This is a genomic window from uncultured Roseibium sp. (assembly GCF_947496995.1).
Lineage (GTDB): Bacteria > Pseudomonadota > Alphaproteobacteria > Rhizobiales > Stappiaceae > Roseibium.
The window spans coordinates 1,587,644-1,601,067 of the sequence record NZ_CANMFD010000001.1 but is presented as its reverse complement, the minus strand read 5'-3'; the positions used below and the strand labels follow the sequence as shown (position 1 = coordinate 1,601,067).

11 protein-coding genes are annotated in these 13,424 nt (G+C 60.6%); 4 read left to right on the top strand and 7 right to left on the bottom strand.

Annotated elements, in window-relative coordinates:
- Positions 1-9: 9 nt before the first annotated feature.
- The gene (locus Q1B40_RS07140) at positions 10-594 is read right to left on the bottom strand and encodes a nitroreductase family protein (protein ID WP_299811851.1); all 585 of its coding nucleotides are present in this window, start codon (positions 592-594) and stop codon (positions 10-12) included.
- Between the two features lie 337 nt (positions 595-931).
- Between Q1B40_RS07140 and Q1B40_RS07135 the strand changes: the two genes are divergently transcribed.
- The gene (locus Q1B40_RS07135; protein ID WP_299811849.1) at positions 932-1,561 is read left to right on the top strand and encodes a hemolysin III family protein; all 630 of its coding nucleotides are present in this window, start codon (positions 932-934) and stop codon (positions 1,559-1,561) included.
- A 197-nt stretch (positions 1,562-1,758) separates the two neighbouring features.
- Here Q1B40_RS07135 and Q1B40_RS07130 read toward each other — a convergent pair whose 3' ends face one another.
- A complete protein-coding gene (locus Q1B40_RS07130) occupies positions 1,759-2,490 on the bottom strand; it encodes a L,D-transpeptidase (protein ID WP_299811847.1) in 732 nt (243 codons plus the stop codon).
- A gap of 150 nt (positions 2,491-2,640) precedes the next feature.
- Here Q1B40_RS07130 and Q1B40_RS07125 point away from each other — a divergent pair, with 150 nt between their 5' ends.
- Positions 2,641-3,708: a dipeptidase gene (locus tag Q1B40_RS07125; protein WP_299811845.1), complete on the top strand. Its 1,068-nt coding sequence runs from the start codon at positions 2,641-2,643 to the stop codon at positions 3,706-3,708.
- A gap of 500 nt (positions 3,709-4,208) precedes the next feature.
- Positions 4,209-4,976: a GntR family transcriptional regulator gene (locus tag Q1B40_RS07120; RefSeq protein WP_299811843.1), complete on the top strand. Its 768-nt coding sequence runs from the start codon at positions 4,209-4,211 to the stop codon at positions 4,974-4,976.
- 27 nt (positions 4,977-5,003) lie between these two features.
- Here Q1B40_RS07120 and Q1B40_RS07115 read toward each other — a convergent pair whose 3' ends face one another.
- The 5 genes from Q1B40_RS07115 to Q1B40_RS07095 all read right to left on the bottom strand — a co-directional run bounded on the left by Q1B40_RS07115 (position 5,004) and on the right by Q1B40_RS07095 (position 11,124).
- Entirely contained in the window at positions 5,004-6,629 is a 1,626-nt protein-coding gene (locus Q1B40_RS07115; protein WP_299811841.1) for an ABC transporter ATP-binding protein, read from the bottom strand.
- Positions 6,630-6,639: 10 nt separating this feature from the next.
- On the bottom strand, positions 6,640-7,758 hold the full coding sequence (locus Q1B40_RS07110) for an ABC transporter permease subunit (RefSeq protein WP_299812573.1): 1,119 nt from the start codon (positions 7,756-7,758) through the stop codon (positions 6,640-6,642).
- Between the two features lie 21 nt (positions 7,759-7,779).
- Positions 7,780-8,703 (bottom strand): oligopeptide ABC transporter permease OppB, encoded by a 924-nt coding sequence (gene oppB, locus Q1B40_RS07105; protein ID WP_299811839.1) that lies wholly within the window; start codon positions 8,701-8,703, stop codon positions 7,780-7,782.
- Positions 8,704-8,791: 88 nt separating this feature from the next.
- Entirely contained in the window at positions 8,792-10,378 is a 1,587-nt protein-coding gene (locus Q1B40_RS07100) for a peptide ABC transporter substrate-binding protein (RefSeq protein WP_299811837.1), read from the bottom strand.
- 221 nt (positions 10,379-10,599) lie between these two features.
- Positions 10,600-11,124 carry a BA14K family protein gene (locus tag Q1B40_RS07095; protein WP_299811835.1) on the bottom strand — a complete coding sequence of 175 codons (525 nt, stop codon included), beginning with the start codon at positions 11,122-11,124 and terminating at the stop codon, positions 10,600-10,602.
- 216 nt (positions 11,125-11,340) lie between these two features.
- Here Q1B40_RS07095 and Q1B40_RS07090 point away from each other — a divergent pair, with 216 nt between their 5' ends.
- Positions 11,341-13,152 (top strand): ABC-F family ATP-binding cassette domain-containing protein, encoded by a 1,812-nt coding sequence (locus tag Q1B40_RS07090; RefSeq protein ID WP_299811833.1) that lies wholly within the window; start codon positions 11,341-11,343, stop codon positions 13,150-13,152.
- Positions 13,153-13,424: the final 272 nt, after the last annotated feature.

Here is a 13,424-nt window from a genome sequence, read left to right as displayed (position 1 = left end):
AATTTGCGGTCAGTCCCAGTTGCCAGCAAAGGCAATCTCGTCAAGTGGCTTGCGCGGGCTCGGGACTTCCCGGGCCTGCAATGCCTCGTTCAGCGCCGCGGCATCACCGCGCCTGCCGACAACAAACGCAAGTTCGACCTTGAAGCGGGCCGGGACGCCGAGTTTCTCATGAACCTCCTCCTTCAGAACCCCCGCCATAGCGTGGCTGTGATAGCCGAGAATCGACGCCTGCAGGGCCGCCTGGGCCCAGGCGGCTCCGGCATCCAGGGAATGCGTTCCGCTTGGCCGGTTGGGATCCCCGTCCTTGCCGTCGATTTCGGTGTCCGAGAAAAGAAAGACGAGCGCGGAGGCGTGCTGCGCCCAGCCCAAGTTGAACGGGTTCAGCAGTTCCAGCAGCTTGCCCCAGTTGTCGTCGTCACGGCGCGCATAGACAAAACGCCACGGCTGAATGTTGAAAGCCGACGGTGCCCAGCGCGCGGCCTCCAGAATGGTCTTCAGATCCGTCTCGGGCATGTCCGAGCCATCGAAGGCGCGCGGCGACCAGCGATTGACGAACAACTCGTTGACGGGATGATCTGGTTTACGGGAAGTCATAATCTATCTCCAAAAATCCGGACATCAGATTGCCCTGTCGCGCCGGACATAGGTTATATTTATCTTTATATCAAGATAGTTTCGTTTGATGATGATGTTGTCCGCCCGAACCGGCCTTCAAGATCGCACTGTCATAAGCCCGCACAGGTCTGTATAGGTCAGGCGATGGGCTTTGAGTGTCGTCCGTCGCCATGCCCTGTCCATAATTCGCAGGCTTCATGCCGGTGACAGGCACGACACAAGTTGCCTGAAATTCCGTTCGGACAGCAAGATCGTCAGACCCAGAACAATGCACAGCAATCCAGACAAGCCCCGTTCGACAACAACAGCCAGACCCTTGAGCCTCGCTGAATTCGTAGCCGACGGCGCCATACACGTTGTCGGGGTCGGCCTCGGAGCGACCGCGACAGTGATCCTGGCGGCTACACTTTGGAACAGCGATGACCCGGCGCGGCAGATTTCCGTGATGATCTATGCGGCGTGCCTGATGACGATGCTGATCTGCTCGGCGCTCTACAACATGCTGGCGAAAGATCACAAGAGCGGCCTTCTCAGGCGGTTTGACCATGCCGCCATCTTCCTGATGATCGCCGGCACCTACACGCCGCTCGCGGCCATCATCATCGGCGGCTGGACCGGCGGAATCATTCTGGCCATCGTCTGGACCGGCGCCCTGACGGGAGCGATCGTCAGGCTGGCCCATCTGAGCGGCCTTGAGCGCCTCTCCGTTCCGATTTATCTGGCGCTCGGCTGGGTGGTCGTATTCGCGATCGAGCCCCTGATCGAACGCGCCTCGACATTCGGATTTTTCATGATTCTGGCGGGCGGGCTTCTCTACACGGTCGGCACCCTGTTTTATGCCTGGAAGCGCCTGCCTTTCCAGAACGCGATCTGGCATGCGTTCGTGCTTGCCGCCGCCATCTGCCATTTCGGCGCCGTGTTTCATGACGTCGCCCGGCCGCTCTGAAAAACTGAAATTATTGAGGTTGCCGGGCTTTGTCGAAGCTCGGCCCGTTGAACCGGCCCGCCGATGAACGCACGCATGCGTCCATCGGGCTTATGTTCTTCGCATTCAGGAAGACGCGTCAAAGGGACAACGCTTCCTGTCGGCGGAATGTATCAGCTCAACGAATGCCGTCTGCAACGGAACGCCGCGCGCGCACGTCACGCCTCGGCGTTCGGATCTTTTGCAAGAACGATCACCTTGGTCCGCAGGGGCACCCTGTTGAACAGGTCGATCACGTCCTGCTGCCACATGCGGATACAGCCGGAAGAGACGCTCTTGCCGATGGAAGTCGGCTGGTTGGTGCCATGAATCCGGTAGAGCGTATCGGTCGCGCCCTGCCAGAGATCCATTGCGCGCGCGCCGAGCGGATTTCTCAGGCCGGCCGGATAGCCCTTCTCCCAGTAGCGTTCCAGCGAAGGCTTGCGGGCGATCATTTCCCGTGGAGGGCGCCAGATCGGATGTTCCCGCTTGACGCGGATCAGCGCATCGCCGGACCAGGCAAACCCGGCCTTGCCGACGCCGATGCCGTAGCGCAGCGCCTTCTTGTTGCCGAGCGTCCAGTAGAGAAAATTATTGTAGGGATCGACGATGATCGTGCCAGGCTTCTCGCGCGTCTTGTACTCGACCACCTGCCGCCAGTACTGGCGATCGAAGCTCTTGTAGTTGATCGCCGGCCAGGTGTAATCGCCGTCGGGCAAAGCCGCATAAGCCGCCGCGTAATCGAACTCCTCATCGGGCAGTTCGGCCTGGTCCGGCAACCCCGGATAGGTCTGGCAGCCTGCCAGCGAAGCTCCGGCCAGGAGCAGCCCACCGGCCAGAAACATGCGACGATCCAGCTGACGGTCTTTCTCATCGGGAACTTGTTCGAACGGCATTTCGTGGCGCTTCATGGAACCTCCGGAAGTTTCGGCTCTTTCTTGGGGCAGCTTTTCAACAGTTGCAAGTCACATTCAGCAGAAGTGCCTTACATTCTTTGCCGGAATACCTAGATTAGTCGACGGCAAACACCCGGCGACTGCCTGTTTCTTCAAGGAAAATTCGTGCAAAACGAGACGATCAAATCCCCGTTTCCCGTGTTCGACGGCCACAACGATACGCTTCTCAAGCTGGAAATCGAGGCCATAAGGGGGACCGAACGCAGCTTTTTCGACCGGTCGGACAACGGCCATCTGGATTTTGTGCGGGCACAGGAAGCCGGATTTGCCGGCGGGTTGTTCGCCATGTTCGTTCCTTCCAATCCGCAGCAGGATTTCTCCCGGCCCTTCAATCCCAAGGATGCGGTCAATTTCCAGGCGGTTCCGCAAAAGCTGGCCTTCGATTTCACCATGAGGCTTCTGGAGCGCGCGGAAGGAATCGCAGCGGATTCAAATGGCGCCGTCGTGATCTGCCGGACACCTGAAGAAAACCTGTCGGCCATAGAAAACGACCAGCTTGCCATCAGTCTTCACATTGAAGGTGCCGAAGCCATCGATCCGCAGTTCTATGCGCTGGAAGACCTGCACAAGCGCGGACTGCGTTCGCTCGGGCTTGTCTGGAGCCGGGAGAATGCCTTCGGATACGGCGTTCCAATGGCTCATCCCTCCTCCCCGGACATCGGTCCGGGCCTGACCGGGGCCGGCCGGGATCTCGTGCGGGCCTGCAACAGGCTCGGTATCATGCTCGATCTTTCCCACCTCAACGAAAAGGGTTTCTGGGATGTGGCGCGCATTACCGAACGGCCGATTGTCGCCAGCCACTCCAACGCCCATTCAATCTGCGCCAGCAGCCGCAACCTGACGGACAAGCAGCTTGACGCCATCAAGGAAAGCGGCGGGCTCGTGGGCATTAATTTCCACGTTGCGTTCCTGCGGCCGGACGGAGGCTTTTCCCGCGATACGTCTCTGGAGGTTCTCGCCGATCACGCGGCTTATCTCCTGGACCGGATGGGAGAGGATTGCGTGGCGCTCGGGTCGGATTTCGATGGCTGCATGCTGCCCGGGGATATCGGCGACGTAACCGGTCTCGCCCGCCTCATGGAGGTGCTGGACGCCAGGGGATTCAGTTCGCAGGTGCTGGAAAAAATCGCCTTCAGGAACTGGATGGCTGCCCTGGAAAGGGCGGTTGCGTAAAAGACATGTTTGCACATGGCGAGGCAGGCGCCGGAAAGCGCAGGCCGGCCTGACTGCTTGCCGGCTTCCATCCTGACCTCAGGACGTGCGCAAAAAAACGGAACCGGAAAGAGATGCCGGTGTCCGGAAAAGCCGCAAGCCGGTCTTCATGCTCGCAAACTTGTTACTAAAAGTTTCGAATAAACAATTGCTTTTGGTTGAACGGCCATAAACAATGCATTCATTGTGATATTGGTCAGCCGCTGGACTTTCCGAGCCCGGTTTGGTCACTGAGCTGTGCATATGTTTGAGACGCCGTTTTCGGCCGGAAAAGACACAGGCAGGGACTTAAACCCGGGAAAGTGGCTGGATTAGAGTAGCGCGCCCCAACGACCGCTTCTTCCCTCTTGAAGGAAAGAACGGATGAAGACGAATAGCAGCCTGCAGCCCGCGCGATGGTTCTCCAGCTGCATATTCGTCGGGTCTTGCCGCTCAAAATTGGTATTGTCGGGGGCAAAGGCGTGAACATACATCATTCTGCGAACAAGGATTTGCAGACCAGTCTGAAAGCCGGAGACAAGCGGCCACGTAAATCCGACTCAGTCTATCAGGACCTCAAGCGCAAGATCCTGACCGGTGAAATGACCTCGCACAGCCCGATAACCGAACAGTCGCTCGCTCATGACTATGGCTGCTCCCAGGGTACGATCCGCGAAGCGCTGATGCAGCTTCAGCAATATGGTCTGGTCATCCGGCGCGGTTACCAGGGAACCTATGTCACGGACCCGAGCCTGCTGGAGGCACGCCTGCTTCTCAAGCTGCGCATCGACATCGAAGCCACAGGTGTTACCGAGGCGGTCAAGCGCGTCACGCCCGGCCAGTTGTCCGAACTGCGCGAGCTCGACCGCAAGTTCGAGGAATGCCGCATGCAGCGGGACGTCTTCGGGTGTGCGGAAGTGGACAGGTGCCTGCACCTCAAGCTTTTTCAGATTGCCGAGATGCCGATCCTGGAACCCATGCTCGTCAGAACCACGATGATCCTGCAACGTGTCATGCTGCCGACACCCCGCCCGGCGGCGTCCTGGGCTCAGCCTCCCGTCACCCGGCATCGCGCCATTTTCGACGCGCTGGAAACACGGGATGTCCACCAGACAATCGATGCGCTCAAGGCCCATATCCTGTCGAGCGCCATTCTGCTGGCACCCCATTTCTACGGCCGGGACCTTGTTCATCTGCGGGATGAATATGACAACGCCCTCATCGGGACGACCGGTCTGTCCGGTCACTGACTGCAGACACGCCCTGACAACCAGATGTCAGGCGGTTTCCATCATCTGCCGCTGAGTCAGCATGGCCGCGCCGATCAGCTCCCTGGTGTAGTCGCTCTTCGGTGCTTCGAAAATCGCATCCACGGTTCCCGCTTCCACGACCTTGCCCCGCTGCATGACCATCACCGTATCGGCGATGGCACGCACGACCGCAAGGTCATGGCTGATGAAGAGATAGGTCAGGCCATAGGCCTTCTGCAGGTCCCTGAGCAGTTCCACGACCTGTTTCTGGATCGTGCGGTCCAGGGCCGATGTCGGCTCGTCCAGCACCACGAGCTCCGGCTTGAGCACCATGGTGCGGGCGATGGCGATGCGCTGGCGCTGCCCGCCTGAAAACTCGTGCGGATAGCGGTTGCGCATCGCCGGGTCCAGCGACACTTCTTCCAGCGCCTGACACGCCCGCGCATCTCGGTCCTTGGCCGTCAGGGACGGCTCGTGCACCAGCAGGCCTTCCGAGATCACCTGTCCGACGGTCATGCGCGGGCTGAGGGAGCCGAAAGGATCCTGGAAAATGAGCTGCATGTCCTTGCGAACCGCCCGCATGGCCGCCCTGTCCCGGCCCGAAATCTGCTGCCCCTTGAAGACAACCCGCCCTGTTGCCGGGAGCAGGTTGAGGACCGCCCGGCCGAGCGTCGACTTGCCGGACCCGCTTTCACCGACAATCCCCAGCGTCTGGCCCTTGCGCAGCGAGAAGCTGATATCGTCGACCGCCCGCAGAATGTGTTTCGGCTGCAGGAACCCGCTGTCGAACTCGAACTCGACCTTGATCTTCTGTGCTTCCAGAAGAACGGCCGTGCTGTCGGGAACCGGCAACTTGTGGCCCGTCGGTTCGGCATCCAGAAGCATCCAGGTATAGGGGTGTTCGGGTTTAGTGAAGAGTGCTGCGGTCTCGCCGCTTTCGACCACCTCCCCGGTTTTCATCACATAGACCCGGTCGGCGATGCGCCGGACGATGCCGAGATCGTGGGTGATGAAGACGACCGACATGCCGAGGCGTTTCTGCAGATCGGCAAGCAGATCGAGGATCTGGGCCTGCGTGGTCACATCAAGCGCCGTTGTCGGCTCATCGGCGATCAGCACATCCGGATCGTTGGCCAACGCCATGGCGATCATCACGCGCTGACGCTGACCGCCCGACATCTCGTAAGGATAGGACTTTATCTTGCGCTCCGGCTCGGGAATGTTCACGAGCTTCAAAAGCTCCAGCGCCCTCGCCCTTGCCGCCTTCCACGAAAGCCCGCCATGCACCACCAGCGGTTCGGCAAGTTGCCGGCCGATCGTATAAAGAGGATCGAGAGAGGTCATAGGTTCCTGAAAGATCATGGTGATCTTCCTGCCGCGCACCGCGTTGAGCTTGCTTATCGGCAGCCCGAGGATATTGCGGTCCTCGTATATGACTTCGCCGCTTGCGCGCCCGTTGGAGGCCAGCAGGCCCATCGCCGCCATCATGGCCTGGCTCTTTCCGGACCCGCTTTCGCCGACGATGGCGACCGTCTCGCCCGAATTCACGTGGATATCGACGCCCCGGACGGCGTTCACCGTCCCCGTCGCAGTTTCGAAATCGACGGTCAGGTTGCTGATGGCGAGGACCGGTGTCTTGCTTTGCGTGCTCATGATCCGCTCCTTACCGGTCTTTCGGGTCCAGCGCATCGCGCAGCCCGTCGCCGATGAAGTTCAGCGCGAACAATGTCGATGTCAGGAAGATTGACGGGAAGATGAGCATCCATGCAGCCCCTTGCAGGTTGCGTGCGCCTTCGGAAATCAGAACGCCCCAGCTTGTCATCGGCTCCTGGATGCCCAGCCCCAGGAAGGACAGGAAGCTTTCCAGAAGGATGACCTTGGGCACCAGCAGGGTCATGTAGACCACCACCGGGCCGAGGGTGTTCGGAATGATGTGCCGGCGCACGATGCCGCGGTCCGAAACGCCCAGGGCTTCCGCCGCCTGGACGTATTCCTGGCGCTTGATGGTAAGCGTCTGGCCGCGCACGATACGCGCCATGTCGAGCCACTCCACCGCGCCGACCGCGATGAACATCAGAATGAAGTTGCGGCCGAAGAACACCACCAGCATGATCACGAAGAAGATGAAGGGCAGCGAATAGAGGATATCCACGACCCGCATCATCATCTGATCGATCCGGCCGCCGAGATAGCCGGACGTCGCCCCGTAAAGCACGCCGATCGAGATCGCGACGACCGTCGCCAGCAGCCCGATGGTCAGCGAAACACGGCCGGCGATGAACGTCCGGGTCATCATGTCCCGGCCATTGGCGTCGGTGCCGAAGTAAAAATGCATGAAGTTGATGTCGGCGCTCAGCGTCGCGGATTTGCCGTCGGCGGACAGACCCGTCAGTTCGGCATTCGTGAACAGATCGCTGCGGTCGATATAGCGCACGGAGCGCGGATCGATCTCGCGGCTGGAGGTGATCTTCGCGATCACCTTGTCGCCGTCACGCTCGTAGCTTTCCACGCTCACGCGGGCCCGGCGGGCGGCGGACAGGAAGCCCGGCTCGATCTGGTCGGCGCGCGGATAGGCTTCAAGGCTCGCCGGAACTTTCACGTAGTCGCGGTAGACGGTGTCGAAATTGTGCGGCGACAGGATCGGTCCGAAGACGGAAACAAGAGCGATGAAGGCCAGCACGATCAGGCTGGCAACCGCCGCGCGGTTCGCCATAAGCCGGTCCCGGGCATCGTCCCACAGGGAGCGCCCCTTGGCGGGCGCTTCAGTGTTTGTCACGGTCAGGGTCACGGGTCAGGCTCCTCCTCAATCGTAGCGCACACGCGGATCGAGCAGCGCATACAGCAGATCCACGATGAGGTTGAACAGGATGACGAAACAGGCAACGACCACGACGGTTCCCATCACCAGCGTATAGTCGCGGTTGAGGGCGCCCTGCACGAAGTAGCGGCCGATGCCCGGAATGCCGAAAATGGTTTCGATCACCACGGAGCCCGTCAGGAGAGCCGCCGCCGCAGGGCCGAGATAGGAGACCACGGGCAGGATCGCCCCCCTGAGCGCATGCACAACAACGACCATGAAGCTCGTCAGCCCGTAGGCCCTTGCGGTGCGCACGTGGTTGGAGCGCAGAGCCTCGATCATCGAGCCGCGTGTCAGACGCGCGACCACTGCAATCTGCGGCAGTGCCAGCGTGACGACGGGCAGGATTACGTTGACGAACTTGCCGCCGTTCCAGCCGCCGACCGGCAGCCAGCCGAGCCAGACGCCGAGGATCAGGGTGAGGATCGGGGCAACGACGAAATTCGGTACGGTCACGCCGAGGGTTGCCGCCGCCATGACCGCATAATCAGCCGACTGATTCTGGCGCAGCGCGGCGAAGACACCCATCGTTCCACCGGCGACCAGCGCCAGACAGAGCGCCGACAGGCCCAGCTGGATCGAGATCGGCAGGCTTTGCGCGAACAGTTCGTTGATGGTGAAATCGCGGAAATAGAAACTCGGGCCAAAATCCAGCTGCGCGACACTTTTCAGATAGAGCAGGTACTGGTTCCAGAGCGGTTCATTGAGGTGGTAGATCTTGTTCAGATTCTCCATCACCTTGGCCTCGAGAGGCCGCTCCAGATCGAACGGACCGCCCGGGGCGATGCGGATCAGGAAGAAGGAGATGGTTACGATCAGAAAGATGGTCGGGATTGCGCCGAGCAATCGACCGAGCACGTAGCGCAGCATAGGCGTTGCCCCTATTGTTCCACGGCGGTCTTGCAACGCCGCCTTGCCGGAACCGGCAGGTCTCGCCTGCCGGTCCGGTGGTCTCAGGTCATTCGGAGATGGTCATCCAGCGGCTCGGGTGGATATTGAGGAGGTTGTCCTCAAATCCCGCGACCTTGTCGGAAACAAGGTTCATGGAGCCGTAGTACATCATCGGAATGAAGGGCAGATCCCGCATGAAGATCTCCTCGGCCTTTTTCAGGACCTCGGCGCGTTTTTCCAGATCGACCGTCACAGCGGCCTCATCCATCAGCGCGTCATACTCGGGATTGTTGTAGCGGGCGTAGTTGAAGCCGTCATTGTCGCTTTCGACCATGAACAGGAAGTTCTGCGGATCGGAGTAGTCGCCGATCCAGCCTGCACGGGCAACATCGAAATCCTGACGGTCACGCAGCATGGCGTAATGCGTCTTGGTGTCGGTGTTGACCAGCGAGACATCGACACCCAGCGGCTTCCACATGTCGGCAACGGCAACAGCCGTGTTCTTGTGGTTTTCGGAGGTATTGTAGTTGATGGTCAGCTGGAAGGGATTGTCCGGACCGTAACCGGCGTTCTCAAGCAGCTCGAGCGCTTTCTCTTCGCGGTCGATCTGGGACATGTCCTTGTAGTCGGCAAAAGCCGGATCGCCGTAGTTGCCGATCCCCGGCGGCACGAAGGAATAGCCGGCAACCATGGTGGAGCCCCAGATTTCGTCGGCCAGGAATTCCCGGTCGATGGACATGGACAGGGCCTGGCGGACGTCCGGATTGCTCAGCGCCTCGTCTTCATGGTTCAGGGCGTAGTAGTAGGTGCCAAGATAGGGTGCGACACGGAACTGCTCGCCCAGGTTTTCGCGCATGAAGGCGACCTGTTCGGTCGGTGCATCGTTGTTGGTGTGCAGTTCGCCTGCCTGGAAACGGCGCAGCGCTGCGCCCCGATCCTCGGTCGGATGGAAATAGATCGTGTCGATCGTCACCTTGTCGGCATCATGGAAATGCGGGTTCTTGACCGCCTTTACATGCGCGTTCGGCACGAACTCGGCCAGGGTGAACGGCCCGTTGGTGACGATGTTTTCCGCCTTGACGAAGTCGGACCCGAATTTTTCAACGGAGGCCGGGTGTACCGGCAGACCGGTCTGGTGACCGAGCAGATCGATGAAATAAGGGGTCGGCGAGGCGAGCGTGATTTCCAGCGTGTGATCGTCGAGCGCCTTGACGCCCAGATCTTCCGGCTTCATGTCGCCCTTGTTGACGGCCTCGGCATTGAGGATCGGATAGAGAACGTTGGCGTATTTGGCGCCTGTTTCCGGGTTCATGATGCGATGCAGGGAATAGACGAAATCGCCAGCAACGACCGGGTCGCCGTTGGACCATTTGGCATCGTCACGCAATGTGAAAGTGTAGACCTTGCCGTCGTCGGAGACGCTCCAGTCGCTGGCGACACCCGGAATGATCTTGCCGGCGGCGCTATAGGCGACGAGACCTTCGTAAAGGTCCCGCAGAATATGCGACTCATAGACCGTCGAGGTCTTGTGCTGGTCCAGGGTTTCCGGATCGGCGGTGTTGCCGCGGTGGTAGACCACCTCCGCAGCGGCGGTCAGTGTAGTGGCGGCCATAAGAACGGCTGCGAGCGCGGTGATGCGCATGGACTTGGACATATCGCTCTCCCCTCCAGGGTTATTGTTGACATTCAGGAACGATGGGTCAGAAGATTCCACGCTCTTTACGTGCAATCAAGCATTCCCCAACGACACATTCCGTTCACACCCTCAAAAAGGCGATGTTATTGCCGCTCTTCCGGGTTAGTGGGAATAATTTTCCCCGCCACTGCCATCTAACCCGTTTTCTTTTCCTGGTTGCAAGAAATTATATTTCAATTTTAACGGCAAAAACGATATTTTCCGCTGTAGGCGAGATATGTCCCTGTATTGGGATTGAAGGATTTGAATTTTCGCGCGCAATAAGCCGTCCAGGCAGGCGTGAATGGAGCCAGTCCGGTCTTGGTGTAGGGAACACGCACGGGCTGCCTGCCGCGATAGTTTCCGCGCCGGGGCGGATTGACATAGACGCGGGACCGGTAGGGATAGGCGCGCGAGTCATAGGGGTGATAATAATAGGGAGCGCCGTAGGGACGGTAGGGCGGGCCGTAGAAACCGACCGGCCCGTTGAAATAGGCACCGCGAAATCCCCGGGTTCCGATCCCGATGCTGAAGCCGTTGCCGCTGAAGTAAATTCCGTCGGCCCGGGCCTGACCCGGTGAGGTCAGAGCGATGACGCCGCTGGCTGCGACGCACAGCAGTACTGCTGCGGCGAAAGATTTAAGGAACCGCGACAGGCGCGCCGCTCCGGCCGGGCGCAGGACTTCCCCTGCGGCCTTGTCGATCCGTTTCATCTGATCAGGCATGGTGCTTCCTCCTGACAGCCGGGGATCGCCCCGGACTGCGCTGTGGTGATCGGCCCCTGTCCACGTTGAGGGATCATACCCGATTAATTTGCGAAAATCTCCAAGGCGCCGATCAAAAAAACCGGCACGCCTCACCAACACGCTTGCGCGGTTCCGGTCCGGCCAGTACACCGGGCGCCGATCCGATCCGCTGTCCAAGCCACCAGCAAGGCACTCATGGCCCCGCCCCTTCTCATCCTGCGCGACATTCATCTGACGTTCGGCGGCACGCCGCTCCTCACCGGAGCGGAGCTTTCCGTCTCCGAGGGCGATCGCCTGGGTCTCGTGGGCCGCAACGGCTCCGGTAAATCGACGCTTTTGAAGATCGCCGCCGGCATGGTGGAGATGGACAGCGGCGAGCGGTTCCTCCAGCCGGGCCGCACCCTGCGCTATCTGCCGCAGGACCCGGACCTTTCCGCCTATGCGACCACCCTCGATTACGTCAACGAGGGCCTGACGGAAGGCGACGACCCCTACCGGGGCGCCTACCTGCTGGACGTGCTCGGCCTGACAGGCCAGGAAGACCCGAATTCGCTGTCAGGCGGCGAGGCCCGCCGCGCGGCGCTCGCCCGCTGCCTTGCGCCGGAACCGGACATCCTGCTGCTCGACGAGCCGACCAACCACCTGGATCTTCCGGCCATCGAATGGCTGGAAGAGGAGTTGAAGAGCCTGAAATCCGCCCTGGTGCTGATTTCCCACGACCGGCGCTTCCTGGAAAACCTGTCGCGGGCCACGGTGTGGATCGACAGGGGCACCTGCCGGCGCATGGACAAGGGGTTCGCCCATTTCGAAACCTGGCGCGACGAGGTCTTCGAGCAGGAAGAGGTCGACCAGCAGAAGCTCGCCCAGAAGATCAAGCGCGAAGAACACTGGATGACCTACGGCGTCACCGCGCGCCGCAAACGCAACATGCGCCGGGTGCGCGAACTGGCGGACCTGCGCAAACAGAAGCGCGAGCATCGCGGTCCGCAGGGCACGGCGAAACTCAGCGCCACGGAGGCCGAGGTCTCCGGCAAGCTGGTGATCGAGGCCAAGGGGATTTCCAAGACCTATGGCACGCGGGAGATCGTCAAGGATTTTTCCACCCGCATCCAGCGCGGCGACCGGGTCGGCTTCGTCGGCCCGAACGGCGCGGGCAAGACCACGCTCCTGAAAATGCTGACCGGCGAGCTCGCCCCGGACACCGGCTCCGTGCGGCTCGGCACCAACCTGGAAATGGTCACGCTCGACCAGAACCGCGAGAACCTCGACCTCGATGACACGCTCGCCTCCGTTCTGACCGGCGGGCGCGGCGACACGGTGGTCATCGGCGCGGAAACCAAACACGTGATGTCCTACATGAAGGATTTCCTGTTTTCGCCGGAACAGGCGCGCACACCTGTCGGTGCGCTTTCAGGCGGCGAACGCGCCCGCGCCATGCTCGCCCGGGCGCTTGCCAACAGCTCCAACCTGATGGTGCTCGACGAGCCGACCAACGATCTCGACCTGGAGACCCTTGACCTGCTGCAGGAACTGCTGGCCGATTATCCCGGCACCGCGCTGATCGTCTCGCACGACCGCGACTTCCTCGACCGGGTTGCGACCTCCGTCATCGTCGCCGAGGACGACGGCCTGTGGCGAGAATATGCCGGCGGCTATACGGACATGCTCGCCCAGCGCGGCGAAGGTGTCACCGCCCGCAAGATCGACAAGGCTGCAGCGCCTGCAAGGAAGGAAAAGCCTGCTGCGTCAAACGCTTCGGCGCAAAAATCGCAGCAGAAATCCAAACTCAGCTTCACCCAGCAGCATCTTCTGAAGACGCTGCCCGACCAGATCGAAAAAATTGAGGCAAAGCTTGAAGCCCTGCGCGGCGAGATGAACGACCCGCAGCTTTATGTGAAGAACCCCGACAAATTTGCCAAGCTTTCGCAGCAAATCACTGATTTGACGAAAGAAAAGGGTTCAGCCGAGGAGCAGTGGCTGGAGCTGGAGATGCTGAACGAGGCGTGACAAGCACACGCAAGGAACGCCGCTCTTCACATTCTGATTCAACTGCCGACACTGCCGCGAGCCGCTGACAAAAAGCCTCTCAACGGAGTCATTCCGGGCATGATCCGGGATCCATTGGCCTACCTGTCCGCGCGTCCACGACCTTGCAGCCGATCCTTCTGTGAGCCGCACACTCGTGCTCAAGCCCACCGGCTCTGGGAACGAGTGGCCCCCGGCTCGGGGGCCGGGATGACATCGAGGGTGGAGCGGCGCTTGTGCCCAGAAGGCGAAGG